Raw genomic sequence first — 23,280 nt, 5'->3', positions numbered from 1 at the left:
GGATATTTACGGGGTGCTGCCATGGTGCTGGTGGATCTCCTTCGCCAGGACCGTAACCCTGGCATCAGGGACTCCACAAATCTCAGTACAGCTCACTACTGCAAGGAAGCAGAGGAACTGGCGAGGGAGATCGCAGACCTTGAGCTGATCATGTGGATCCAAGGCACGCGATCGCTCAACGCCTACTACGCAGGCCACTATGACCAAGCCGTCCGTTGGGCAGACGCGGGCATCGAGATCGCCCCCAACCACCCGCAAGCCATCCGACTCCAATCGAATGGACGCGCGCGGGCTTTGGGTAAGCTCGGCGACCGCTCCGGCGCGGAACGCGCGATTGCCGCCGCTGAGGAACTGAGCAGTCGCCACTTGGTCCCTGCCGGTCTGACCTCGTGTATCACCTTCAAGCCGTACGGCATGGCCCGCACACTGGCCAACGCCGCGACCGTCCATGTCTCCCTCGCCAACGCCCCACGGGTTCTCGCTTACGCCGATCAGATCGACGAACTCGTCGAGCAGTCCGACTCCGCCTGGAGCCAGGCCCTGGTCCGCCTGGACGTCGCCACCGCTCTCCTGGCCGGCCCACGCCCGGACGTCGAGCACGCCATGGTTCTCGGCCGCCAGGTCCTCGAAGCCGGGGGCGGCCCACCCATCCGCTCCGTGGTCCAACGCGCCGGTGAACTCCACGCCACAGCCGAAAGCTGGCAGGACCTGCCAGCCGTACGGGAATACGGCGACGCCCTGCACTCCTGGCAGTCCGCCCCACAAACGAGAGACCTGGCGAAGTCTGCCAAAATGACACGCCTGACGGAGCAGACGAGAGGGCCAGCGGATGCAGCTCACAGCCGACCCGGACGCATTTCCTGCCAGCCCTCCACCCAGCACCACTAACGCGACGCTGATCGCCGAGCACGACTGGGCTGCCTTCGAGGCAGTCGAGGAGATGAAAGACCACTGGGACCGGCCCGGTTGGACGTCCTCCACCCGTGCCTACTACTGGATGCTCACCTTCCCCGACGCGACCCCGCTCATCGACCACGCAGGCCAATGCCAGAAGAAGCTGCGCCACCTCGCCTTCGACGACATTGACGCGGACGGCCTGCACCTGACCCTGGGACGCATCGGCCGCGTCGACGAGATCGGCTCCGGGCATCTGGACCGCCTGGCCGCAAAAGCGCATGAACGCAGACCGGAGAGCTTTACTCTCCGAGCTGTGCCGCTGACGGCATCCCGCGGCGCGATCCGTTACAGCGTCGCTCCATGGACTCCCGTCATTCAACTGCATGCGGCTCTATCCGTAGCCGGTGCCGAGTCGGGGATTCCGCCGCGCAAGCCCACAGCGGTTCTTCGCCCGCACCTAGGCATCGCGTACTGCAACCGCCCCATGGCAGCCGAAATCGTGCGCGATGCTATACGGCCCCTCCGGAAGCTCGATGCGGTGGATGTACCAGTGCGCAGGGTTCAGCTAGTCGAAATGCGTCGTGAAGACCGGGCCTACCGCTGGCAGGTCATCCACTCACTGGAATTGCGGTGAGCACCATGCCAGGGCTTCGGGGTTGTCGTGTGTGGCCCGGTTCATAGCGGTCTGTCAGCGCGGTGGCACCCGCCTCACATCCTGGAATGCCTTGGCATACCCCGACCGACTGTTCCCAAAGCGGTTCCTGCCTGCGGAGACGACGGTCCGGCGGCTGCCGGCTCGCCTTGACGGCGACGCACTGGACCAGATGGGTCTGACGCTGGCTCACCGACCGGAGACGACCGGGCTGCGCGGCCGGAGTGAAGAACATCGCGGCAAGCCTCCGCCACAACGCTCGCGCCCCTCGCACTCCCTGGCCTCGCATGATCACGAACCGGACGTCATGCGCCTACCTGAAGCCCTGGATGGTGGACGGGATACCGCCACGGCGGCGCTGAGGATGATCCGCTAGGCGCTCCTCGGGGCGACAAAACGAGGTAGCACGGGCATACGGGTCTCATTTGGCGGACGACCGGTCCATAGCCACCCCCGCAGCTGTGAGCACCAGCAACGTACAGGCGAAGGCAATCATGTTGAGGTACGGCCTTTCATTCCATGGAGCTTCCTCGTAGACGTACAGAGCGATGGCGAAGGCGCCCCCGACCCAGCCGAAGAGAAGAGAGAGCCCGAAGCGTCTGGGGGCCAGCGCGGCGGCGCACACGGGCAAGCCGACCGCCAGCGCGGCAGCCGCCGTGTAGCACAAACCGATGGTGTAGCCGTTCAGTTTGGAGCCCTCGTGGTGCAAGAGCAACGCGCCAGCGACCGCGCTCGCCCCGGCCAGGGTGGCCACGGACCACGTCAGCGGACTCGTTGGCCGCCAAAGCTCGATGCGAACAGCCCGACTCCTTCTCAGTACGAGACCTGCGAGGCAGGCACCGACCATCAAGGTCACATGGCCGGCGTATTCCAGTTGATAGGCCGAATTCCTAATGAAACCCATCGGGAGCCGTGAGTACTCATCCTTCGCTAGGTAGAAGTACACCAGCCCCCAGACCGAGGCTGCCGCCGTGCCGAGCACCACGCCTGGTCCGATGAGGAACCTCGTCCGCGGTAGGAGCATGCAGATCGCCGCAGCCAGTGCCACTGCCGCCATGGTGATGACATACCAGTCCCTACTCCATGGCGGATCTCCGTGGGTGAAATAGCCGTCGGAGTGGCCTTCCTGAATGATTCCTGTGATCAACAGGGCGGCTGACAGGATCAGGAATAGTCCAGAGACACTGGCGGCCAGCACTGTGGCGGTCCGACCCGCGACATGTTCCCCTGGCTCGAGGGGTGCTGCGGTCAGCTCCTCGTCCGGCTGTGCGCTGCGTTTCTCACCCTTCGACGGTGCCGTGCCCGTAGCGACGCTGGGCGGCGTTGCCTGCACCTCGCTTGTCGGCTCGGCCGGCGACGTGAACGCCAGTTTCGGAACAGGTTCAGGCGCGGTTCTGGAGGGTTCGGGCGCCCCAGGATGGATGGCCTGTAGTTTCGCAGCCGCCGCGGCCGACACGTTCCGGCTGTCATCGTCCGCTAGGCGCTGGAGTTCGTCAGCGACGCGTTGGCGAACGATGTCGTTGCCGATCTGGTACAGGTAGGCGAGTCCGTCTAAGGCGCTGAGACGATCAGCGGCGATCGGGCTACCGAGGGCATTGCGCAGGTGTGCTGGCAGCGTCCAGTTGTTGTTCCGGGCGATGACGATGCGGCCCTCGACGTTGTCAAGCCTCTTAGGCCGCTGCTGGGGCGTCTCGTCGACGACCCGATCATGGACGTATCTGTACAATTCGTCGATGGTGATGTTTCCATCACCATCGAGATCGGCGCTGCCGTCGCGCAGGCCCGCCACCAGGTGGCGGGTGAACACCGACTGCGCGGCCTCTCCGTGGGGCTGGTTGCCCTCGAAGGAGTACTGGGTGGCGTCGGACGCGGTCAGGACGCTCCGCCCCCGCCCCTGGAATCTCTCCAGGGCGTGCACGTCGGTGTCAGCCTTGGCGTTATTCCCAGCCGGGAAGGCTCCGCTGTAGCAGCAATCCAGGATCAGGACCTTCTGCCGGGACATGCATCCGGACATGGCCTGGTCGACCTGCTCTGCGGGCAGGGACGTGAACAGCAGGCTTTCGCGCCGGGTGTTGACCATCGCCAGATAGAGTCGGCCATCCTCGTCCTTCAGGCCATGGCCGGTGAAGTACAAGAGGGTGAGGTCGTCACTCCGCCGGTTTCGGTAGAGGTCACTGATCGCCTCACCAACCTGGTAGTGCGGCTTGTTGACCAAGGTAGTGACCTCGAACCCCGCAATTTTGGGATCCTGGAGGACGGCGGCTAAGGCTTCCGCATCATGTGCTGGAGCGGTCAACTGCCGCAATCCCGTGTCCTGGTAGTCGTACGTGGCGATCAGCAGTGCCAGTCTGCGTCCCATGGTTACTCGCTGGTATGACGGCGGATGTAGGCGTCGATCAGGTCTCGCCGTTCGGCGGCGGATGCCTGTTCCAGTTCGATGGTGTCGTCATCGATCGTCACGGAGATGCGATGCCGTGCGGGCTGGCGGCTGAGCCAGTCGCGCAGGGTCTCGATGAGGGCGGTGAACACCCCACCGGACGCGCTCAACGCTACGACGATCGCGCCCAGCGTAACTGGATCTGCGCCCTTCGCCCCTTCGGGAGATGCACCGGTCGGAGCGGGACTGAGCGATTCGATGTCCAACTCGGCGATTTCGATCCGCAATCGACGCGTCAGCCGTTCGACCGCCTCCGGCTCTACCTCAGGGTCGGGCGCGATCATCAGCCGTACGTTCAGCTCATCACCCGACTGGGCACCTCTGTGGTGCCTCCTCATCGAAACCTCGTCCTGCATGCGTCCCCCGAATGCGAGTCGTCGCGATGACGTACCCAACAGTGTGGCGGCTTGCGGCTCTGACGGCAGCCCGTCGGGGCTAATTCCTCGTCACCCTGGCCTTGCCTTGTTGGCCACGGGCTTCCATCCAGGGCTTCGGGTAGTCGCATGACGTTCGGTTCGTGATCATGCGAGGCCAAGGAGTGCGAGGGGGCGGCGAGGGGCGCGAGCGTTGCGGCGGAGACCTGCCGCGATGTTCCTCACTCCGGCTGTACGGAGGGTTCCAATAGCGAGGTTGCGCCAGGTGGCGATCGCGCGGGGCGCGTTGCCGGTCCGCAGTTGGGAGGCGTCCTCGGCGAAGGTGGTGTCGTGAACGTGGTGCAGCTCCTCGATCTTCCAATGGTCATGGATGAGTCCGGCGAGTTGGGCCGTGGCATGCTCGGAGGTCAGGCTGGTGACGACGTAGACCGTCTACGGCTCGGGCAGCCAATCACGCGCGCATGACGAAAGCTGAAACGACCGCGCTGGCCATCCATGCGAGGGCGGCGGCCTCCCATTGCTGTAGTCCGTTCTGGAGCGCCCATCGCTTCGCAATGGCGTGGGCGCAGGAGCCCGCGATCGCCGCAGTCATCTTCTTAGACACGATGTTGCCTCTCTATGTGTGTGTTGACCTCACCCTGAGAAGGGGGCCAGTGCTCTCAGCGAAGCAGGACAAACGTGCAGGTAACAAGGGAGCCAGACCGGTATGCAAGTTATCGGGGTCTTGCCTGGGAGTACTCAAACTGATGGGGGGTTAGTGATCGATCTGTCGGGAGTACTTACGGGGCTACGCTCACCCCATGAGCGTCAACCCTGCTGGTATCGAGAGCGAAGATCTACTCCAGGCCGCAGCGGCAGCCGGGCACCCCGTGAGCGGGCGGATGCTTGAGGAGTTCCGTTCCCGTACGCAAGGCCTGATTCCTCGCCCTGAGCGCGGGGCGAATCGAGGTCGCAGGCCCGTGTGGTTGTACCCGCCCGGCGCCGAGCGGCAGTTGGTGAGCCTCATGCGCTGGCGCGAGCACACGAAGGACCCCAACGTGCTGCGGGTGCTGCTGTGGCTCGACGGGTTTCCCATCGCGACCAGCGCCGTGCGTGAATCCGTGAGCGCCAGCCTGAGCACGATGACCCAGACACTGGAACGCGAACTCAAGGCGGAAGCCGCGCGCCGGGGCCTGGATCCGGCATCGGAGCGCGAGGCCGCGCTGAACTCCATCGCATCGACACTGGCCGCACGGCGCGGACCGCACGCTCTACCGCGGCCAGTACGCGTGACGGCTTCCGAGCGCACTAACGCGGTCGAGTTGATGCTTCGACTGTTCGCGTACGGTGAGACGCTCGACACGACCGAGGAGCAAGCCGCGACCGTCGAAAGGGTTCTCGGCGTCTCGCCGGGACGTCGGCAACGCGTGGACGGGGACGGGCCGTGGCTGGTCGGTCCGGCGCAGGATCTGTTCGATGCGGCGCAAGTCATCTCCGTGCCGAGGATGGCTGAAACCCTCGTGGACGCAACGGACTCCGAGTTGGAGTCGGCCCGGCAGCTCGTAGCGATGCTGTTCCGGTTCCTGCCGCTCGTTGCCAGGACGATCGGCGCCGTGTTCGGCAACGACAACTACGCCGGCATGGAAGGAATGGGGCACCTGGACGACCATCCGGAGTTCGTGATGCTGCTCGTGCCGATGGTCATTGGGATGATCCGTGCCGGATGGCAGGAGAACTTGGACACCATCGCGACCGCCTTGGAACCTTTTCCTGCGCTGACGGCCGAGATCCGGCGTGTCCTCGATATGCCCTCGAACGAGGTGGAGAGCAATCTCAAAGGCCAGCCTGCCGCGGTACAGCGCCGGGCGCATCTGCTGATCGACGCCGCCTTGGACGGAAAGCTGGATCAGGCGCCCCACCGGCGACCCTGACCTCCGGATACGTCAGACCGACGTCAGATCTAGGCTGAGCAGCATGTCGTTCCGCGCGTGGTGTCGGTTGAGGATCCATTTACGGGCCGAGGCGAGCCACCAGGTTTTGGCGAAGGCGAGCACCATGCCGACGGCGAGGGCCGCGTAGTTGAACGTCTCGAGGGTCACAGGGCGGGACTGGGGCAGCATGAAGAGTGCCGTCAGCACCCACCTGAGACCGCAAACTACTGGCACCCGCTCCCTGCTTCCGCCAGCCGACAATGCTGAAACGCAGCGCATATCACTGCGGTGATATGTGAAAGGAAAGAAAGCGCGCTACGGGGTCGCAGCGCGAGCTGTCGCTGAACTCTCCTGCCGCGGTCACGGAAATTACATGTCCTTCCGAGTCCCAACGGATTAGGCCACTGAAGCCATATCACTCTGGTGATATCACTCGTGGAATGTACTCGATCCCCATGGTGCGGAAAGCTACTCGCCGCGGAGCCTTGCAGGGCACTGCACTCAGCAACATCGCTCGTCGAAAGAAACAGAGCAATCGAAGGGAGAGAGCATGCCGACTCCTCGTCGCGCCAAGAACGATCACCTGCTCTACGCCGATGTCGTGGACTCCAAGCAGAAGGCTGGAGTCTGGATGGGCGAGCGTGACGCCTTCCAGACCAAGCAGGCCGAGATCCTGGAAGCGGTGAAGGATCAGGCGGACTGGGTCCCGGTCGAGAACGCGATCATGGTGGTCAGCACGGAGCCCGCCGGCATCACGGTCATCGCGCCGAACCCGACCCTCCCCGGCGTGATCGTCCTCGCCGACGGAGGCTCACCGGAGGCCTCAGCACAGCTGCAGGCAGCCGGCGAGGAGCTCGTCCGCAAGGTCATGGCCGAGCGCGGCATCGTCGAAGAGGAAGCCGCGTAACACGTGACCTCCTCACAGCTCCTGTGGGGGAAGTACATCCAGTACATCCGGGACGGCGAGGGTGCCCTCCTCGACCCGGTCACGCTGGACAGCGTGTACCTCGACCGCGGGGAGGTCACCGACCTCTCCGCGGTTCCCCCGGCCGCGACACACAAAGCTCTCGCCGAGCTCGGCTTCACGCCCGACAATCCCGATGTCGACCAGCGTGAAGCACTCCGCATCCGACTCCACCAACTCGACCTGGATCCCGTCCCCGTACGGATCAGCGGCCTGCGCGTCGTCCTCACCGACGCCTGCAACATGAAGTGCAGTTACTGCTTCGTCGAGACCAACACCGGCAAGCCGGATATGACGGAGCAGGAAATCGCCGATGGCCTCACCTACCTTTTCGAGACGAACGCCGGCCGCGACGAGGTAGCCATCCAGTGGTTCGGCGGCGAACCGACGACCCGGTTCGACCTGATGCAGTACGGGGACACTCTCGCGGACTCTCTCGCCGAGCAGTACCACGTCAAACGGGTCCGCCGAACAGTCGTCACCAACGGCGCCCGCATCACCGACGCCATGATCGAGCACTTCGCCCGCTACCAGTACGGCGTCGGCATCTCCATCGACGGACCACCCGCCATCAACGCCGAGAACCGCAGGCTCCTGGGCGGGCAACCGGCCGACAACAGGATCCAGCGCAACGTCCGTCGGCTCCTCGATGCGGGCGGCATCCACGTGGGCTGCAACCTCACTCCCACGCCCGCGAACATAGGCCGCCTGGCCGAAACCGTCACTTGGATCATCGACCACCTCGGACTGAAGTTCATCTACGCCAACACGCCGATCCCCACCAGCGGACGCTGGACGGTCAAAGGCAAAGAACTGGCTCAGGAGCTTTATCAGGCACGCCTCGTCGCCCTCGGGCGTGGCGGGATGATGTTCTCCGTCCTCGACCGGGCATTCCAGGCCCTCGACCGGCGCCGCCCCATGCTCTTGGATCACATGCAGAGCGACCGGAGTCTGAACGTCGCCCTGCTGCCCGGCAGCCGAGTCAGCCTCTGCGACATCAACTTCACCGCCCCCTCCTTCCTGCACACCCTCGACGAGCTGCGAGCGGACCCGAACTTGCTCGGCGGCATCGCCAAGAACATCGCCCCCATCCCCGAATGCGCCCAGTGCCCCGCCCTTGCGATCTGCGGTGGGCCCTCCCGCAATGAACAACTTCTCATCGGCGGAGACCGACCGGATGCGCAGATGTGCGACTTCTACGCCAGCACTGTGGAGATCGCAGTCTGGGATAGCACGGGGGTGCAGTGAACACCGTCACTCACCCCGAGAGCTCGTCCGCGTCAGCCCGGCAGCGGTTCCGCTCCGCGCTCATCAGTACCGCCGGCCACTGCAAGATCGCCTGCGGATTCTGCTTCCGAGCGGATCGGGCCCACGGCTTCCTCGACATCCCCACCTACACCCGGGCACTGTCCAGGCTGAAGGAGACCGGCGTCGAAGCGATCTGCCTGACTGGCGGTGAACCTGCGCACCACCCAGAACTGCGCCAACTGGTTCGGCTTGCCCACCAGTTCGGGCTTCCCGTGTCGATGGTCACCTCGGCCCGCGCACCGGAAGACGTCGATCGCCTGGCCGACATTGCGCGCCTGCTGGCGAACGTCACTGTGTCGGCCGATTCGATGGGCGCCATGGAACTCGGGCGAACGACCCGGTCCGTGGCGTCGGCGATCGCGACGCTGGAACAGGTCCCCGCGGGAGAGAGAGTTCTCCACGTCACGTATTGGAACCTCACGGCCCGCGAGTGCCAGGACATCTACGAGCGGGTCGACAAGTTAGGAATCAAGATCCAGATCAGCCCGGTGGCGCTCGACAGCACGGCTCGACAGCGCGCCGGCTACACGTTCTACGACTACCTTGCCCGGCAGCGGGAGGACGCCGATCTTCTCGGACGCTTCTTCAAGCTCTCGGAGCGGTTCCAGGAGTACCTCACCACGCTGCGAGCCATGCAGTTGTACCCCGAGGGACGGCCGTCCTGCGCATCCGCGGCCCTGTACGTGTCCGCAAGCGGCGAGATCCGACGGTGCCCCTACAGCACATCAGGGGTGAGCGTCCGCGCAGCTCGCGCAGAGATCGGCCGCTTCCTCGACGCTGAATGCGACGACCGGACCACCCCCGAGTGCGCGGCCATCTGCCGCGCCCCCGACATCCCGTGAGCGGACGATGACGACCCGAGTCACCACACCAGACGAGTTCATCGAACGGTGGCGAACCCCTCCCAACCTGCGCGTCAGCAACATCCTCACCGCCACCGGCTTCACCTTTCCGCCTGCCCTCGACGTCCTCGATGTGATCCGGCAAGACGAAGAAGTGCGCTTCACCATCCTCGGAGACGAGGACTGGTCCGTGCGCATGGACCGCACATCGGCCTTCCGCACAGCCCCGATCGAAGAAGTCGCCAGCTGGACCTTCCGCCTCGTCCACTTCAACCTGACCCGCTTCTACGACCGGCTCCTCAGCGGATTCCAGGAGCAGGTCATGATCCCCTGGCGTGCGCAACTGTCGAGCTGGGGGTTCACATGGCAACGGTGCGCGCCGCTGCTGTTCATCTCGACTGGAGGCGCCTCCTCGACGTACCACAACGACAACTCACACGGACTCGTGTGGCAGATCGAGGGAACCAAGACCTTCCACAGCTATAAGAATCCCGACCGACACCTCACGGCTGAGGCCGCTGTCGTAGGCGAGACCACGGCGGAGGAACCGCCTGAACACGAGCCAGTCGACCGCCATTCCGTATGCATGGGACCGGGCGACCTGCTGTGGAGCCATGCCCTGACCCCGCACTGGGTGACCACGGAGTCCCCGCTCGCGATGAGCGTCACCCTCGCGCACGGCGGCCTGTGCCACCAGGGCCGCTTCGCAGACCGGGAATTGGCACTCCGCGCCTACTGGGACCAGCACCCCGACGAGGCATGGAAGCTCGATCTGCGCAACGTCCGCTACTGACCGGAGCCGAGGCCGGGGCCGCTGCATCCTTCAGGGGAGCAGCGGACCCGGCCATTCGCGTGACTACGGGGTGAGCCGGTTAGGACCACGGAACAGGAACGTGGCCTCCCGAATCGAGTCGAGGCCGAGCATCACCATCAAGACGCGCCCAAGCCCCATGCCCAGACCACCGTGCGGCGGGCACCCGTACCGGAAAGCGTTCAGGTAGTCCTGCATCGGCTCGGTGCTCATGCCCTTTTCCGCAGCCTGCTTCAAGAGCACGTCGTAGCGGTGCTCGCGCTGCGCACCGGTGGTGACCTCCAGCCCCTTCCACAGCAGGTCGAAGCTGAGCGTCACACTCGGGTCGTCCGCCGGACGCATGTGGTAGAAGGGCCGGATGCTCGTCGGATAGTGGGTGACGAACACCCACTCGTGTCCGGTCTGCTCTTTGATGTGCGCTGCGATTCCGCGCTCGCCCTCCGGGTCCAGGTCCTCTTTCACACCCGCCGGGTCCCAGCCCTTGGCCCGCAGGATCTCCTGCGTCTCAGCCATCGTGATCCGCGGGAACGGCGTCGACGGCACCGTGACCTCGACACCGAACGTCTCCCGGATCGCCTCCCCGTGTGCGTCGGCGACCTTGGCGATGGCATGCGCGAGCATCTGCTCCTCGAAGGCCATCACGTCCTCAACCCCGTCGATCCACGCCAACTCCACGTCCACACCAGTGAATTCGGTAGCGTGCCGCGAGGTGAACGATGGCTCAGCGCGGAAGACGGGCCCGATCTCGAAGACCCTGTCGACACCGGCCGAGATCGCCATCTGCTTGAAGAACTGAGGCGACTGCGCCAGGTAGGCAGAGCGGTCGAAGTAACCGAGCTTGAACACCTCGGCGCCGGACTCGGATGCTGTGCCCATCAGCTTCGGGGTGTGCATCTCAGTGCAGCCCTGCCGATAGGCGTACTCGCGCATCCCTTGCTCGAACGTGGTCTGCACGGCGAACAGCAGTTGGGCCTGCGGCCGGCGCCGTACGTCGAGGAACCGCCAGTCCAGACGGTGTTCGAGACCAGTCTGCTCGTCGATGGGCAACGGCGTCTCAGCCCGGTTCAGAACCTCGACTGATTCCGGGACGATCTCCAGGCCGCCGAGCTTCACGATCGGGTTGTCGACCACGCGACCGGTGATCCGGATCGCGGACTCCGGCGTCAATCCCTCCAGCGCCGCCTCAACCTCGTCGCTTTCACCGCCGCGTTTGTGGGTGACCTGAGCCATTCCGGTGTGGTCGCGCACGACGACGAATTGCATCTTGCTCTGCAGGCGGAGCGTGTTCACCCAGCCCGACACAGAAACGGTCTGCCCGACATGTTCTCGCAGGTCAAACACCAGTACACGGCTAGTCGTGTGGATCATCGCAGCCCTCCCAGGGGCGTCGTCATGATCCCTTGGGGGCGCGGACGAGAAGGGTACTCGCGGTGCCACCGCGCCTTTACCGCAGCAGAACTACGGCCTCATTCATGCCCGATGACGGGGGCCAACCGGCGGAGCATTGGACCTTTCACCAGGCCGTTCCTCTCCGCACTCAGGAGGGTCTTCACCCCGGGGCGCAAGGCCGCCTTCCCAGCTACCGGCGGCTCTCTCTGCTCGCGTGATCCCGTGGCTACTCGTCTCCATCGACGCGTTGCTGAAGAGCATAGCTGGGCAGGCATGGATACGACAGCAAGATCACGCCAACGAGTTGGCCCGTCACCACGCGGCTACCTCCCACCGCCGTCGCGTAGCGAGCCCGGGCACCTATGACGAACTGCTCGGCGTCAGGCTGCATCCGCCCTGCCCCGGATGCATGGGCAGCGCCACCGCCATCCGGTAGGCCGCGCACCACCCGGCCGCAGCCCGCCGAGCAGGCAGATCTGCAGACCTGCCTCCAGGAATTACGCGAGAGATATCACGAGAGTGATTTCAGTAAGTTGCGATCAAGCTCTACTGTTCATTCGCTAGATCCTCGCGGATATTTGCCCACCGTAGGCGTCTGGGGATATTTGCGTGCGATGGGCTTTAGCGTGAATCACGGCCGTCATCGCTTGAGTTGCCGGCGACCTGGCCATGCGATAGCGACCTCTATGGCCGCTGAACGATCAGCGAATCTGAAATCATGCGCGAACCATCGTCCCGACTGTCACCACCGGCCAGGCGAGACGACTCAGGGAAAGGAATCCACTCGATGGAAGGGATGCCAGCTCCCGAGAATCTGGTTGAGGTTGTCTCAACCGTTTCATCGAAAGCGCCCGACCGCACCATAAAGTACGTCTTCAAAACGTCAGACAGGGCCACCTTCGAGGCTGTGCAACTTTGGGAGGGAGACCACAAAGCCTATTCGGTGTGCATGTCGGCCCAGGCAGGGTGCCGGTACGGCTGCACGCACTGCGCAACAACCTTCGCACGCACCCCCTTTGTCCGGAACCTCCAAGGCCACGAGATAGTCGCCGCGATAGAGCAGGTGGAGATGAACGTCCGTGACCAGCAGGGCCCTCTCGCCTGGGTCGACTTCGCCGGCGTCGGGGATGCGGCTGCCAACTGGGCCCACGTTACCGCCGCTGCGAGAACCATCACCAACCGGGAACTTGCTCGCGAGGTGAAGGTAACCAGCATCGCCCCGCAAGCGTGGGTTCGGAGCCTCCTGAAGTCGCAGGCCTGGCTACCGAACCGGTTCATGTTCTCGCTGCACGGAGCCGATGCCGCTCAGCGGCAGGTCGTTATTCCACGCGCTGACGACCCAGCTGCCGTACTACCGCTGTGGGCTGCGGCTGCCGAACTGCGCCCCGTGGTCCTGAACTACGTCCTGTGCGAGCACAACACCCGGCCCGAGGACGAGGCCACGCTTACTGACTTGCTCGCTCCCTACGCCGGCCGCTTCCTGCTGTTGCGGCTCTCCAGTTTCAATCCCGTACAAGGTAGCCCCCTGCGACCCAGCACACGGGAGACCGAATTCATCGCCGCGATCTCTCGCGAGCTGACCGGGTGGACGGTGGCCCACCATTCGTCCGCTGGACGAGCAACAGCTGCCGCCTGCGGGCAGCTTCGCGCCAGCCTCCTGGAATTCGGTCCACCAGCCGACGTTGTAAGCCACGACATCGGCTGAGGATCACGACACGACCACATCGCACCAGGTGCCGGGGTGGATTGCGCACAAGCCCGTGGCCTCATCCAGACACGGTAGAACGTGCCCGAACCAGGAGAAAGCGACACGAGCGGCGCTGAGAGCCTCCAGCCTGGTCATGCCGATCAATAGAGAGATCGCGATGCCCGCTGAAACCACCGAATACGGCCCCGCGACATTGCGACGCTGGCGAGCCGCTGACGCCGATGCCGTGTACCAACTCGTGAACGAGTCGCTCGATCACCTACGCCCATGGATGCCATGGGCAGCCGAGCACAGCCAGCCGCTGAGTGCGAAGTTCACTGCCATCTGCGAACGAGCGTGGACGGCAGGAACCGCCTATACCTACGCCATCCTCTTGGGAGACGCCCTGGCCGGGAGTTGCGGTGTCGTTCGCTACGACCAACTCGCAGGAATGGAGATCGGGTACTGGCTCGCACCCTCATACACAGGGCGCGGCCTGGCGACGTCGGCCGTTGCCGCGTTGACGATCCAGGCCTTCAGCCTCCCGGACATCCAGTGTGTGGAGATCCTCCACGACGAAGCGAATCACTCAAGTCGGGCAATCCCCAAGCGACTTGGGTTCACGCAGATCGGCATCAGCAGAGGGGCACCGCAAGCGCCCGCAGAGTGCGGACGCCGCGTTACATGGCAGCTTGACCGTGCAGCGTTTATGCGTCGCCACTGGTGACGGATTCGCCCCTTCTAGCGGACTGCTCGATCCATATCGCGGTTGCGTCCGCTGGTGTAGGAAACATCACCACACCCGGCATGGACGGGTTTGACGTCCCAACGAATGACGGGCGTTGAACCGATCCGGTCCCCAGCGCGTTCCGCCGTGTGCAGCGGTTCATCCCTCAAGACTATTCGCGTGCCCGGCCACTCGATGGGTTCATCAGCGGTCTGGGGCGGCATTCGGAGCATGGGGCCGGTGAGCTTCGCTGGAGCACCGAGTCCTGGAAGGAGCTCGACGATCTTGTCTATGTTCGTCAGCCGTCGCCCACCTGACTCAAGCGTGGACAAGAAGGCCTGGCTCAGCCGTGTGAGTACAGCCATGTCGCTCTGCCGTAAGTCGCCTGCCACACGCACCAGTTGACACAACCTGCCGAAGTCACGAGTGAACAGCGCTTCCTGCACCTCCCTCTCACCATGAGTCCGAAACGCGGCTGCTCGCTCACTCACTGCCTGGGGATTCGGGGACAGCGTGGAATGATTCGGCGGTGTGATGGCTGGCGTCATTTCCCGCTCGATAACGGAAGGCGCCGTGCAGCAGTACGGCCGTCGCACTTCGCGGCACGCTGGCCACGAAGCTGTACCGCGTGGTCAGCCCCGGCTCAATCAAGGTCGCGACCCACCCCTGCGGCAGCCAGGAACCCGTGATCAGGACGTGGGGGATTAGCACTTGGCCACCGATGTCTGCGCCGGTGATCAGGGGGTCCTCGGGATACACGCAACGGAGTTCAAAGGTCAGATGGCTAGTCGCGTACTGTACCTGGCCCTTGTTGTCGAGCATGGCAGCCAGCTCCACGAGCCAGGTGTCCCCATGCACGCTCACGAAGCGCACCTCAACGCCGAAATCAATCCGTTCGGCGTGTTCGCGTTGTTGGACGAGTCGCCGATCCTCTCGCCGCCAGATCAGGCTCTGCTGGCGCAGAGCCAACACGTGACCGAGCACTCCACCGATCACGGTCCCGCCTACCCCCACCAGCACATCTACCGTGCCCACGCCCACCCCTCCGCTGGCTCGGACGTCACGAGCCGCCCGTTTAGTGCGGCTATTCCCACACACCGGACCAGTGATCCTGAGCAGGTAGGAGAGTTGTGTGAAGCGACTCTCCCGGGGATGCTGACGGGACCTAGGGGACGCCAGTCAGCGTCAGAGTGTTCATCCGCCGCGGACGACTCGCAACACCGGCTCCAGTGACTCCACTATCAGTTCGGCACCAGCCTCCCTCAAGTGCTTGGCCGTCCGTTCGTTGCGCGCAAAGCCGATGAACGAGACGCCGACGCTGCTCGCAGCGATGAAGTCTGAAGGCGCGCCGCCGATCATCAACGTGGCCGAAGGCATCGCTCCCATGGCGCTCAACGCCCGGTTCAGGTTGTGCGGGTTCGGTTTGAGGCTATCGAGCGCCGCGGTACGTCCGTAGATGCGGGGGGCAAAGCACTCCATGAGGCCGCGGCTATTCAGGTATTTCTGGGCCACCCGCGAGGAGTGGTTCGTGACGATCGCAAGCCGTGCACCGACGGCTGTCCAGGTACGGATCAGCGGGTCCGCGTACGCTGTGGGCATCGCTGAGGACACCGCACTCATCTCCTCGCGAGTGACCCGCTCCTCCAACTCCGACACCAAGTCGCTGCCCGGGTGCCTTCGGTCGACAGCGTGCAAGATGACCTGCAGGTCCGGAGAATCCCGTTCGGCCTCCGTCAACAGACCACGCAGGCCCTGCCCCTCGAGCCATTCCACCAAGCCGTCCGCTGCCCATTCTGCTGAATGCCCCGCGAACAGACGGCAGATCGGCCCGTCAAACCCGAACAGGACGCACCGAGCCCGGGTAACGAGATCCCGTAGATCCTTAGCAGCTTCACCGGCTGGCGTAGGAGGCTCCACCGTGGTGACCCGGGCGGTGTTGGCCACGGGAGACTCGCGCTCGCTCCCTTGCGCCGGCTGGCGCGGCTGCACACCTGAACCGTCCAGCGCGGACTGAGCCAGCGGACGAGCTCGAACGGAATGGCGCTGCTGTTCGCGGACGCGTTGGGTGGTCTGATGGGCTTCCGCGAGCGCGGCGCGGGCGGATCCGGCCTGAGGATGCCGTGCGCCGAGCATGGTCGCGGACCGTTGCACCGCCGTTGCTAGGACGTCGGTTAGCCGGTCCATGGCCTCCAGATCTGCTCGTATCTCGGCGATCGCATGCTGTGCCGAGGCCATGACGACGACGGCTTCTAATGTTCGAGGGTGATCACTGCCCCAGCGGTCGATCTGCTGCCCGCAGATATCCACGAGCTTCTGGGCGAGGAGCTCCACGCGCTGGTGATCCCGGTCTCTGGAGGTGTGCTCGATGCGGAAGAACACGGAGGTCGTCCGCATTGACACGTCCAGCCATGCCTCCTCACTGCCTGCTGCCGGGATGAGGCGTGCAGCCTGCTCGGCGTACCCACGCGCGCGTCCCCAGTTTCCGAGGCGGGCCTCGATGGAGCCGAGTTGGGCGAGCGTGTAGGCCCGCTCCAGCTCTGTATGCGCTGCAACTTGCGCAGCCGTCAGGGCCTCGCGGGCCTCGTGCTCGGCCCCGCCTTCGGCGAGCACGGTGGCGATTCTGTTATGCACGACGCACTGATGTTCCGGAGGAACCAAGCCGCCTTTTACCCACTGGCCGATCACGCCCAGCGTGCGCGCGTAATCCGGCCCCCCTACCCGGCCCAGCTCACGCAACAAGGCGACAAAGTAGGACATATGGCCTGCGGCGGCCGGAGTGTTCAGGAGGCTCGGGTCTTCGGTGAGGCGGAGAACCTCCTCCCGAAGCGGCGCCAGGGCTTCATGGTCGCCTCTTACCGCTCTTTCCGCGACACTGATCCTGTGCTGCCACAGCATGGTGGAGGTTTCAGTCATCACCGTCACCTCCCAGTGCGCCATCGCCTAGTTGCCGCAGCGTGCGGCGCCGCTGCTCCTGAGCCTCCGTCGATGTGATGAGCCCCGCCTCCTCCCATCGTCGCAGCGATCTGAGTACGACATCGGCCTCCCGTGCCGCGCGCTGCGCTGCCGCTTCCTCTGCGGCTTCCGAGGGCTCCTGGCTTGCAGCACGCTGCGGACCCGGGGCGCGGCCCCCGTTGCGCAGCCAGTCGATGCTGAAGTGCGGGAAAAGATCCATTGCGTGCCGCACCGACGCTGCGACCAGAACATTGCTTCCCGTAGCGGGATCCTCACGGGTGAACTGTTGTTCCATGAGGATCCCCACTACCGGACGCTCTTCGCGCTCGAAGGGATCGGATCGCCCAGACTTGACGGGATCGGTGTCCACCGGACTGCCGGAGTACCCGGAGTAGTCACCAAGTAATTGGTCGACTGTCAGTTGAATCCCTTTGAACTCGCCGCCCTCTGCGCTGCCGTAGTTGATCGGTGCATGTGTCACGCGACCGCTCAGCTGCGTGTTCTCACCCGGCGGGCAATATGCACCGCTCCATCTCACCTGCGGTCGCGGCCAGTCCGTCGGCGGTGCAAGTGGCAGATCGAATGCATGTGCGCCTTCGATGGCTATCAAGGCGAGATCGACCTCTTTGACTGAGTCGCACAACCGACCGCTCATGACCTGTCCGTCGGCTAGTTCGACTTCCAGCCGGGCGTCCTCCGAGGACACCTGACGGAGGCAATGCATAGCTGTGAGCACGAAGACCCGAGTCACGAGGAAGCCGGCGCCCAGATGCCTGCCGTTCTCGCGGATCCGCACCCAGTAGTGCCAGTCGGTCATGGCGTGTCTACGGCCCGTTCCACGGTGAGCGTCACTTCGAAGGAGGCTTCCGCTGACGCCTTCGAAAGGATCACTCCGGCTTCGGCCGCCAACGTGATCCCGAAGACAACCTCCAAGCTGGTGACTGACCAGCCGTGCCGCTGTGGAACCTGAGCCAGAGAATCCTGCGCGATTGTCGAAGCCTGGACAATCGCTTCTTGTAGTTCGTCAGAGCGGTCGGCCAAAGACGCAGACTGCCGTGTGCGGCTTCCGATCTGCCGAGCTCCATGCCCGTTGAGTTCTACGGTTTCAACACGCACCACAGGTGCGTCGTTTGTCGAATCATCCCCCACAGCGGCGCCCTCCCGCACGACCGGACTGATCAGCTCAGCGTAGCCCTGAGTGCGTCTGTGATGGATCGCGTTCTTAGAACCTACGGTCCGTCGGACCATGTCGACACTGTTACGGCGCGGCCCGCTGGGCAACATCGCCCGCCATAAATGGGTTCGCCAGCACCCTGATCCGGCTGCGTCCGATTGGTCTGGGCGGGCCGGATCAGGGTGAACGACTGTCATTCCTCCAGGCGGACCGGCATCAGGATCGAGAAGGTGCCCTCATCGTCGAGCCGGCGGATCGCGATCGGTGTTGTGGGGGCGTCGAGCTCCAGAATCAGTCGGTCCCGGGCCCCGGCGGCCAGCGCGTCCAACAGGAACTCACGGTTGACTGCGACGCGGTTCGGGTCTTCGTCGCCGTCAGTGCAGAGGGTCACCATGCCGCCGTCCTCCACCCTGAGCACGCTGAGGTCGTGCGTTCCGGCATCTCCAGTGCGGACAGGACCGGTTTCCAGGGCCTTCCGGAAGGCCGCCACCTCGACGACGGTGCGGCGCCCTGCGGCCTGGGGGAGGAGACGACGGTAGTCGGGGAATTCGTGGTCGAGGCACTGACCGGCTGCCTGCCTGTCCCCGGCCTCCAGTGTCACGCGGTCACCGTCGACAGAGAGCCGCACAGGTCCCGCGCTGTCCAATAGCGCCCGCATCGCGTCCGTGAGCGGGGCGGGCACGATGACCTGCACTCGGCTCCCGTCATGTCCGGCGATACCGGCCTGCGCGACAGCCATTCGGTACCGGTCGGTGGCCACGACGTGGAGGCTCTCGCCCTCGATGTCGAACAGGACCCCGCAGAGCATCGGCAGCTCCAGGTCGGTGCTCGCCGCGAAACGGACGGTGTCCAGCGCGGCTGCCAGCTCTGGCGCGGCGATGGACAGCCGGACGGTGGCGACGCGGAGCGAAGTCATGACGTTCTCCCTGTGATCGAGTAGTGCTCGGAGCGCGGAGAACTCGCTGCGGGCATCGGACAGTCCCTGTTCGAGGCGGCGCAGGTGCGCCTTGAGCAGTTTCCCGACCAGATCGGTGTCCGCGCCGGACCAGCTGGCCAGCACCAGCCGGATGTCCGCCAATGGCATCCCGGCCCGGCGCAAGTGGGCCAGCAGCCGGGCTTCTTCGAGCTGCCCGAGTTCGTACCAGCGGTAACCGCTCGCTGGATCCACCCAGGCCGGGGCCAGCACGCCGGCACGGTCGTGAACCGCAGGGCGCTCACGCTCAGTCCGCTGCCGCGGGCCATCTCGCCAATGCTGCGCATGTCGTTCTCCACACCCAGCACTCTGGGCCCTGTACAAGGTCGAGGGTCAATCCCGACTCCGGAGCGGATCTCGCGATGACTGTCCTCGCCCATGCTTCTAGACGAGCAGCGAATCCTTTCTCGATGCTGCTCGAGATCGCCTTGCCCTCGCCCGCCGTGGCATAGGGCGGGTGACAGATCACGCTAGACCCCGTGTAGATGACTATCCCAGCAGGCAGAAGAAGGCGTCGGGGGCCGCCGTTGTGACCGGTGCCTTCGTAGCCGGGCAGCATCAGCTCCGGCGATGCATCCAGGAGGAGAGAAGTCTCGATCTCCCCAGGGTGCATGTTGTCGTGCTGGTCGGAGACCAGCTCGACGTGCTGCCTCGCTCGTGGATGTACCCGGACAAAGTGTCTGGCCTGTTCCAGGCCCGAGGGCGGATGTTGACCATGGCATCGCAGCCCGGATCGCTTCCCGATCTCGCGGCTTGCTCGGCCGCTACCGTGAATGACAGACCGAAGTGGGGAGGCAGCGCGCATGCGTGGTCTTGGTGATCACCTAACCATCGGAGAGCGGATCGCGTTCTACCGCGAGCGCCGGGGCTACACGCAACCTGTGCTCGCTGGTCTCGTCGGGCACAGCACCGACTGGCTGTCGAAGATCGAGCGAGGCGTACGGAAGCCGCCCAGGATCGACAAGCTCGCTGAGCTCGCTCATGTGCTGCGGGTCCCACTCGGCGACTTGATGGGACAGCCCGTCCTCCTGGAGGACGAGGAGAGGCACATGGACGACGTGCCGGCCGTACGCGATGCGCTGATGAGCCCTCGGCGGCTCTCCAAGCTGTTGTTCGGTCCCACGGCGGATCGGCAGTTGCCGCGGCCAGAGCAGGCGCAGGTCTTCGTCGAGCGCAGTTGGGGCGACTATCAAGCTGGCGTCCTTGGCAACGTCATCGCCGCCCTGCCCGGCCTGCTGAGAACTGCGCAGGAGTTGGAAGACCTTCCACCTGGCGATGAGCGGAGACGCGGCCTCGCCGTCTCGGCTCGTACGCATCACCTGGCGGCAACCACCCTCGCTAAGATCGGCGAGTCCGACCTGTCGTGGCTTGCGGCAGAGCGCGCTATGCGCGCCGCCGACGAATCCGAGGACCCGCTGTCGCTCGTCTCCGCCGCCCGCTCCGGTACGCACGCACTGCTGGCTAACGGACGCTACTCGGACGCCCTCGAACTCGGTGATACCGCAGCAGCTTGGCTCGTCAGTCAGGCCCACGACGATGATCCAGCCGCCCTGAGCCTGCTGGGCATGATTCATCTACGAGCTGCTGTGGCCGCCGCACGTCATCAGGATCGCACCACCGCCAACTCCCTGCTGGAGCAAGCAGATCGGCTCGCCGAACGGCTCGGGTCCGACGAGAACCAATGGCAGACGTGCTTCGGCCCGACGAACGTCGTGCTGCACCGCCTGTCGATCGAGCTTGACCTGGAGAACATCCCGTACGTCGTCGAGCACGGCGGCATCGACGTCTCCCACATGCCGGCGGAGCGTGCCGTCTCCCATCGCATCGACTACGCCCGCGCCCTCTGCCTCAGGGGCCGCGTAGACGATTCCTTCAGCGAGCTGCGGGAGGCCGAACGAACCTCGCCACAGCTCGTGCGGAACAATCCACGCGTGCGCGAGACCCTTCGCGACTTGAGGAAGCAGTCCCCGGTCACGGGCGGCAGCCACTCGTCCGAGCTGCTGGCCATGGCCCAACGATGCAGGGCGGTGCAGTGAGTTCGATGCAGGGCAAGGTGCTGGGCGTCGTCGGATCGAGCACCGGCGGGATCGAGGAGCTGCGTGCAGGGCTTGTGGCCCCGGCACTCGAACGGGGCTGGACGGTCGCGGTCACGCTCACGCCAACCGCAGGGCAGTGGCTCCGCACGAGCGGGGAAACCACCGAGCTCGAAAGGCTGACCGGGCTTCCAGTACGGTCCGAACCACGCCTGCCGAAGGACTCCCGGCCCCATCCGCCAGTGGACTGCTACGTCGTAGCCCCGGCGAGCGCCAACACCGTCGCCAAGCTCGCCCTGGGGATCTCTGACAACCAGGCGTTGACGCAAGTCAACGAAGCCATCGGGACACCGAACCTGCCTGTCGTCGTCTGGCCCCGGGTGAACGCCGCGCATGCCCGCCACCCCGCCTGGGAGGGACACATCAAGGCCCTTCGCGATTCAGGGGTGCGGTTGATCTACGGGGCCGAGGTATGGCCACTCGCCGAGCCGCGGGCAGGGATGCCCGGGCGCCGGTACCCGTGGGAAGCCGTACTGGACGAGGCGAGCGAGGCTCTGTCCTGACCGCCCATCAATGAAGCGGAGAGCATGAGTAATTGGACCCGGACAGTCTGTCCGGGTCCTTCGTCACAGCTGACGCCACTCTGAGGAATCACCGCCTAACGGAGGGTACGGATGCCCGATCAGAGATTGAGCGCAACGCTCCCCGGCACGAAGGCCAGGGGCGGCACATCCAGGAGCTGCCCGAACGCACGCGCGGATGGGACAGGCGGCAGTCACTCGTCTCGGCGCTCGCGAGAGGCTCCCCTGACGCCGTCGGGCACGGAGCACCTCGTCGCGAACACCGCGAGAAGCACCTCCACGCAAGCCAGCGGCCCCCGGCTCTGCACGCTCTGCCAATGCCGTCTGAGCCGGTACAACAAGGAGGAGGTGTGCTCCGGTTGTACCCGCGACAACCAGCCGCCCGCACGCAGCATCTCCATGGACATCTGGCAGTTACCCGACATCCGGCAAGCCTTGATCAACCGCGAATTCGGGCGCATGTGTCAGCTGATCAGACAGCACGGCGGGGTCCGCCAGGACGACATAGCCGCACTCACCGACTTGAGCCAGCCCTTCCTGTCGATGCTCGAGTCCGGAGCCCGCAAGCTGACCAACATCGACAAGATCATTCAACTGCTGGATGGCCTGCAAGCCCCACCAGAACTCACCGGACCGATGCTGCGGCCAAGCCTGCACGATCTGCCTGTTGGCTCCACTCAAACGCCCGCTTCGCGATCCTGACCTCGCTGTTCATCGCCGCCCACGAAGACAGCGCGAGCCCGGAACCTGCCGACACAACGTCGCAACATTCAGTCGGCGCCTGCCTGGTTCGCCAGGCCGCCCTGCCCAAACCGCTCCGGATAGCGAGTTTCATGGGCGAATAGTGGCTATAGGGGCGTTCGAGGTGATACTGCTCGGCCGGGCACAGCGGCGGCTGCCCAGCATCACCGTGGGAATCTCCCACGGTGATGCTGGGCAGCGTGCACCAGAAACGGGTGGCAGGTAGACGTCCCCGGCCTAGCCTGTAGTCAGGACCTGCGGGCGCGCGGTCAGTCGAACAAGCTGGTAGCGACAAGATCATCGGTGTTCATTCCGGCCTCCCCGGCGGCCTCCAGGCGCGAGGGGACGTTCAGGTGCGAGCCCCACGCGGATCCGAATCGGAGCATCGTTCTCGGCGGTGTCGGAGAACGGGAACAGCATCAACAGCGCACGCCCCGGGAATGGAGATGGGTGTAGTAGCTCTCCCTCAGGGACTGGCTGAGCTGGGAACTTGAACTTCTGGCTGCGGTCTGAGAGGAACTGGATGCGCGGGAGGCGGCGGCTCGTGCTCGGATCGGGGAACTGCGGCAGCGGATCGCGGAGTTGACCGATCCGCCGGAGCGCGCGCAGGTGGGTTTGTCGCGGCTGGAGATCACCCGGGAGATGTTCATCGAGATCCTCGGCGAGGCCGAAGCGCGGGGCTTGTGGCCGCGACGCTCGGCCCCTGGCGGATTCCCGCTCTGGGATGCCAATGCTTTAGCAGGTTGCTGGCCTCCTGCGAATTCCGACCGGCGGCGATGGCGCCCTCGTCGGGGAAGACGTCCGCGACGCGGTCGAGGAGAAGGGCTA

At 64.9% G+C, this 23,280-nt stretch carries 20 protein-coding genes and 2 pseudogenes; 12 read left to right on the top strand and 10 right to left on the bottom strand.

What is annotated here, in order from left to right:
* Positions 1 to 888, top strand: an 888-nt coding sequence (locus ABT254_RS44630) for an NsdA family TPR-like regulatory protein (RefSeq protein ID WP_502972148.1), incomplete at its 5' end; no start/stop codon positions are given.
* Positions 830 to 1,531, top strand: a complete 702-nt coding sequence (locus ABT254_RS44625; RefSeq protein WP_351483454.1) for a 2'-5' RNA ligase family protein — start codon at positions 830 to 832, stop codon at positions 1,529 to 1,531. The genes ABT254_RS44630 and ABT254_RS44625, both read left to right, overlap by 59 nt.
* Before the next feature lie 439 nt (positions 1,532 to 1,970).
* Here the strand turns inward: ABT254_RS44625 and ABT254_RS44620 are convergent, their stop codons facing one another.
* Together ABT254_RS44620 and ABT254_RS44615 are read right to left on the bottom strand one after the other, a co-directional pair.
* On the bottom strand, positions 1,971 to 3,908 hold the full coding sequence (locus tag ABT254_RS44620) for a caspase family protein (RefSeq protein ID WP_351483453.1): 1,938 nt from the start codon (positions 3,906 to 3,908) through the stop codon (positions 1,971 to 1,973).
* A 2-nt stretch (positions 3,909 to 3,910) separates the two neighbouring features.
* Entirely contained in the window at positions 3,911 to 4,270 is a 360-nt protein-coding gene (locus ABT254_RS44615; protein WP_351483452.1) for an effector-associated constant component EACC1, read from the bottom strand.
* 890 nt (positions 4,271 to 5,160) lie between these two features.
* On the opposite strand from ABT254_RS44615, the gene ABT254_RS44610 reads away from it, so the two are divergent.
* Positions 5,161 to 6,270, top strand: a complete 1,110-nt coding sequence (locus ABT254_RS44610) for a hypothetical protein (protein ID WP_351483451.1) — start codon at positions 5,161 to 5,163, stop codon at positions 6,268 to 6,270.
* A gap of 12 nt (positions 6,271 to 6,282) precedes the next feature.
* Here ABT254_RS44610 and ABT254_RS44605 read toward each other — a convergent pair whose 3' ends face one another.
* Positions 6,283 to 6,477 carry a hypothetical protein gene (locus ABT254_RS44605; protein WP_450832852.1) on the bottom strand — a complete coding sequence of 65 codons (195 nt, stop codon included), beginning with the start codon at positions 6,475 to 6,477 and terminating at the stop codon, positions 6,283 to 6,285.
* Between the two features lie 343 nt (positions 6,478 to 6,820).
* Here ABT254_RS44605 and ABT254_RS44600 point away from each other — a divergent pair, with 343 nt between their 5' ends.
* From ABT254_RS44600 to ABT254_RS44585, 4 genes are read left to right on the top strand one after another with little or no spacing between them, the layout of a single operon-like run.
* Positions 6,821 to 7,177, top strand: coding sequence for a hypothetical protein (locus tag ABT254_RS44600; RefSeq protein ID WP_351483450.1), 357 nt, complete (start codon positions 6,821 to 6,823; stop codon positions 7,175 to 7,177).
* 3 nt (positions 7,178 to 7,180) lie between these two features.
* On the top strand, positions 7,181 to 8,482 hold the full coding sequence (locus ABT254_RS44595; protein WP_351483449.1) for a radical SAM protein: 1,302 nt from the start codon (positions 7,181 to 7,183) through the stop codon (positions 8,480 to 8,482).
* Positions 8,479 to 9,384: a radical SAM protein gene (locus tag ABT254_RS44590; protein ID WP_351483448.1), complete on the top strand. Its 906-nt coding sequence runs from the start codon at positions 8,479 to 8,481 to the stop codon at positions 9,382 to 9,384. The genes ABT254_RS44595 and ABT254_RS44590 overlap by 4 nt, the downstream gene beginning before the upstream one ends.
* A 7-nt stretch (positions 9,385 to 9,391) precedes the next feature.
* The gene (locus ABT254_RS44585; protein WP_351483447.1) at positions 9,392 to 10,177 is read left to right on the top strand and encodes a hypothetical protein; all 786 of its coding nucleotides are present in this window, start codon (positions 9,392 to 9,394) and stop codon (positions 10,175 to 10,177) included.
* Between the two features lie 63 nt (positions 10,178 to 10,240).
* Here the strand turns inward: ABT254_RS44585 and aspS are convergent, their stop codons facing one another.
* Positions 10,241 to 11,563, bottom strand: a complete 1,323-nt coding sequence (gene aspS / locus ABT254_RS44580) for an aspartate--tRNA(Asn) ligase (RefSeq protein WP_351483446.1) — start codon at positions 11,561 to 11,563, stop codon at positions 10,241 to 10,243.
* A gap of 808 nt (positions 11,564 to 12,371) precedes the next feature.
* On the opposite strand from aspS, the gene ABT254_RS44575 reads away from it, so the two are divergent.
* Together ABT254_RS44575 and ABT254_RS44570 are read left to right on the top strand one after the other, a co-directional pair.
* On the top strand, positions 12,372 to 13,289 hold the full coding sequence (locus tag ABT254_RS44575; protein WP_351483445.1) for a hypothetical protein: 918 nt from the start codon (positions 12,372 to 12,374) through the stop codon (positions 13,287 to 13,289).
* 136 nt (positions 13,290 to 13,425) lie between these two features.
* Positions 13,426 to 13,998, top strand: coding sequence for a GNAT family N-acetyltransferase (locus tag ABT254_RS44570; protein ID WP_351483444.1), 573 nt, complete (start codon positions 13,426 to 13,428; stop codon positions 13,996 to 13,998).
* 483 nt (positions 13,999 to 14,481) lie between these two features.
* On the opposite strand, the gene ABT254_RS44565 is transcribed toward ABT254_RS44570, so the two are convergent.
* The 5 genes and pseudogenes from ABT254_RS44565 to ABT254_RS44545 all read right to left on the bottom strand — a co-directional run bounded on the left by ABT254_RS44565 (position 14,482) and on the right by ABT254_RS44545 (position 19,384).
* Positions 14,482 to 15,033 carry a hypothetical protein gene (locus tag ABT254_RS44565; RefSeq protein ID WP_351483443.1) on the bottom strand — a complete coding sequence of 184 codons (552 nt, stop codon included), beginning with the start codon at positions 15,031 to 15,033 and terminating at the stop codon, positions 14,482 to 14,484.
* 159 nt (positions 15,034 to 15,192) lie between these two features.
* The gene (locus ABT254_RS44560; protein ID WP_351483455.1) at positions 15,193 to 15,915 is read right to left on the bottom strand and encodes an HAD family hydrolase; all 723 of its coding nucleotides are present in this window, start codon (positions 15,913 to 15,915) and stop codon (positions 15,193 to 15,195) included.
* Positions 15,916 to 16,903: 988 nt separating this feature from the next.
* On the bottom strand, positions 16,904 to 17,767 hold the full coding sequence (locus ABT254_RS44555) for a S1 family peptidase (RefSeq protein WP_351483442.1): 864 nt from the start codon (positions 17,765 to 17,767) through the stop codon (positions 16,904 to 16,906).
* On the bottom strand, positions 17,764 to 18,198 hold the full coding sequence (locus ABT254_RS44550; protein ID WP_351483441.1) for a CU044_2847 family protein: 435 nt from the start codon (positions 18,196 to 18,198) through the stop codon (positions 17,764 to 17,766). Before ABT254_RS44550 ends, ABT254_RS44555 begins: the two co-directional genes overlap by 4 nt.
* A gap of 119 nt (positions 18,199 to 18,317) precedes the next feature.
* Positions 18,318 to 19,384: pseudogene (locus ABT254_RS44545) on the bottom strand (DNA polymerase III subunit beta family protein).
* Between the two features lie 516 nt (positions 19,385 to 19,900).
* On the opposite strand from ABT254_RS44545, the gene ABT254_RS44540 reads away from it, so the two are divergent.
* The 3 genes from ABT254_RS44540 to ABT254_RS44530 all read left to right on the top strand — a co-directional run bounded on the left by ABT254_RS44540 (position 19,901) and on the right by ABT254_RS44530 (position 22,413).
* Positions 19,901 to 21,133, top strand: a complete 1,233-nt coding sequence (locus tag ABT254_RS44540) for a helix-turn-helix domain-containing protein (RefSeq protein WP_351483440.1) — start codon at positions 19,901 to 19,903, stop codon at positions 21,131 to 21,133.
* Between the two features lie 5 nt (positions 21,134 to 21,138).
* On the top strand, positions 21,139 to 21,693 hold the full coding sequence (locus ABT254_RS44535) for a flavoprotein (RefSeq protein ID WP_351483439.1): 555 nt from the start codon (positions 21,139 to 21,141) through the stop codon (positions 21,691 to 21,693).
* A 417-nt stretch (positions 21,694 to 22,110) separates the two neighbouring features.
* Positions 22,111 to 22,413 (top strand): helix-turn-helix domain-containing protein, encoded by a 303-nt coding sequence (locus ABT254_RS44530; RefSeq protein WP_351483438.1) that lies wholly within the window; start codon positions 22,111 to 22,113, stop codon positions 22,411 to 22,413.
* Positions 22,414 to 23,170: 757 nt separating this feature from the next.
* Here the strand turns inward: ABT254_RS44530 and ABT254_RS46640 are convergent.
* A pseudogene (locus ABT254_RS46640) lies at positions 23,171 to 23,266 on the bottom strand (GP88 family protein); the annotation flags it as partial.
* Positions 23,267 to 23,280: the final 14 nt, after the last annotated feature.

It is taken from the genome of Streptomyces sp. NPDC001137 (genome assembly GCF_040298885.1).
Lineage (GTDB): Bacteria > Actinomycetota > Actinomycetes > Streptomycetales > Streptomycetaceae > Streptomyces.
Note: the sequence above shows the minus strand (reverse complement) of the source record. Positions and strands in the feature narration are given on the sequence as shown.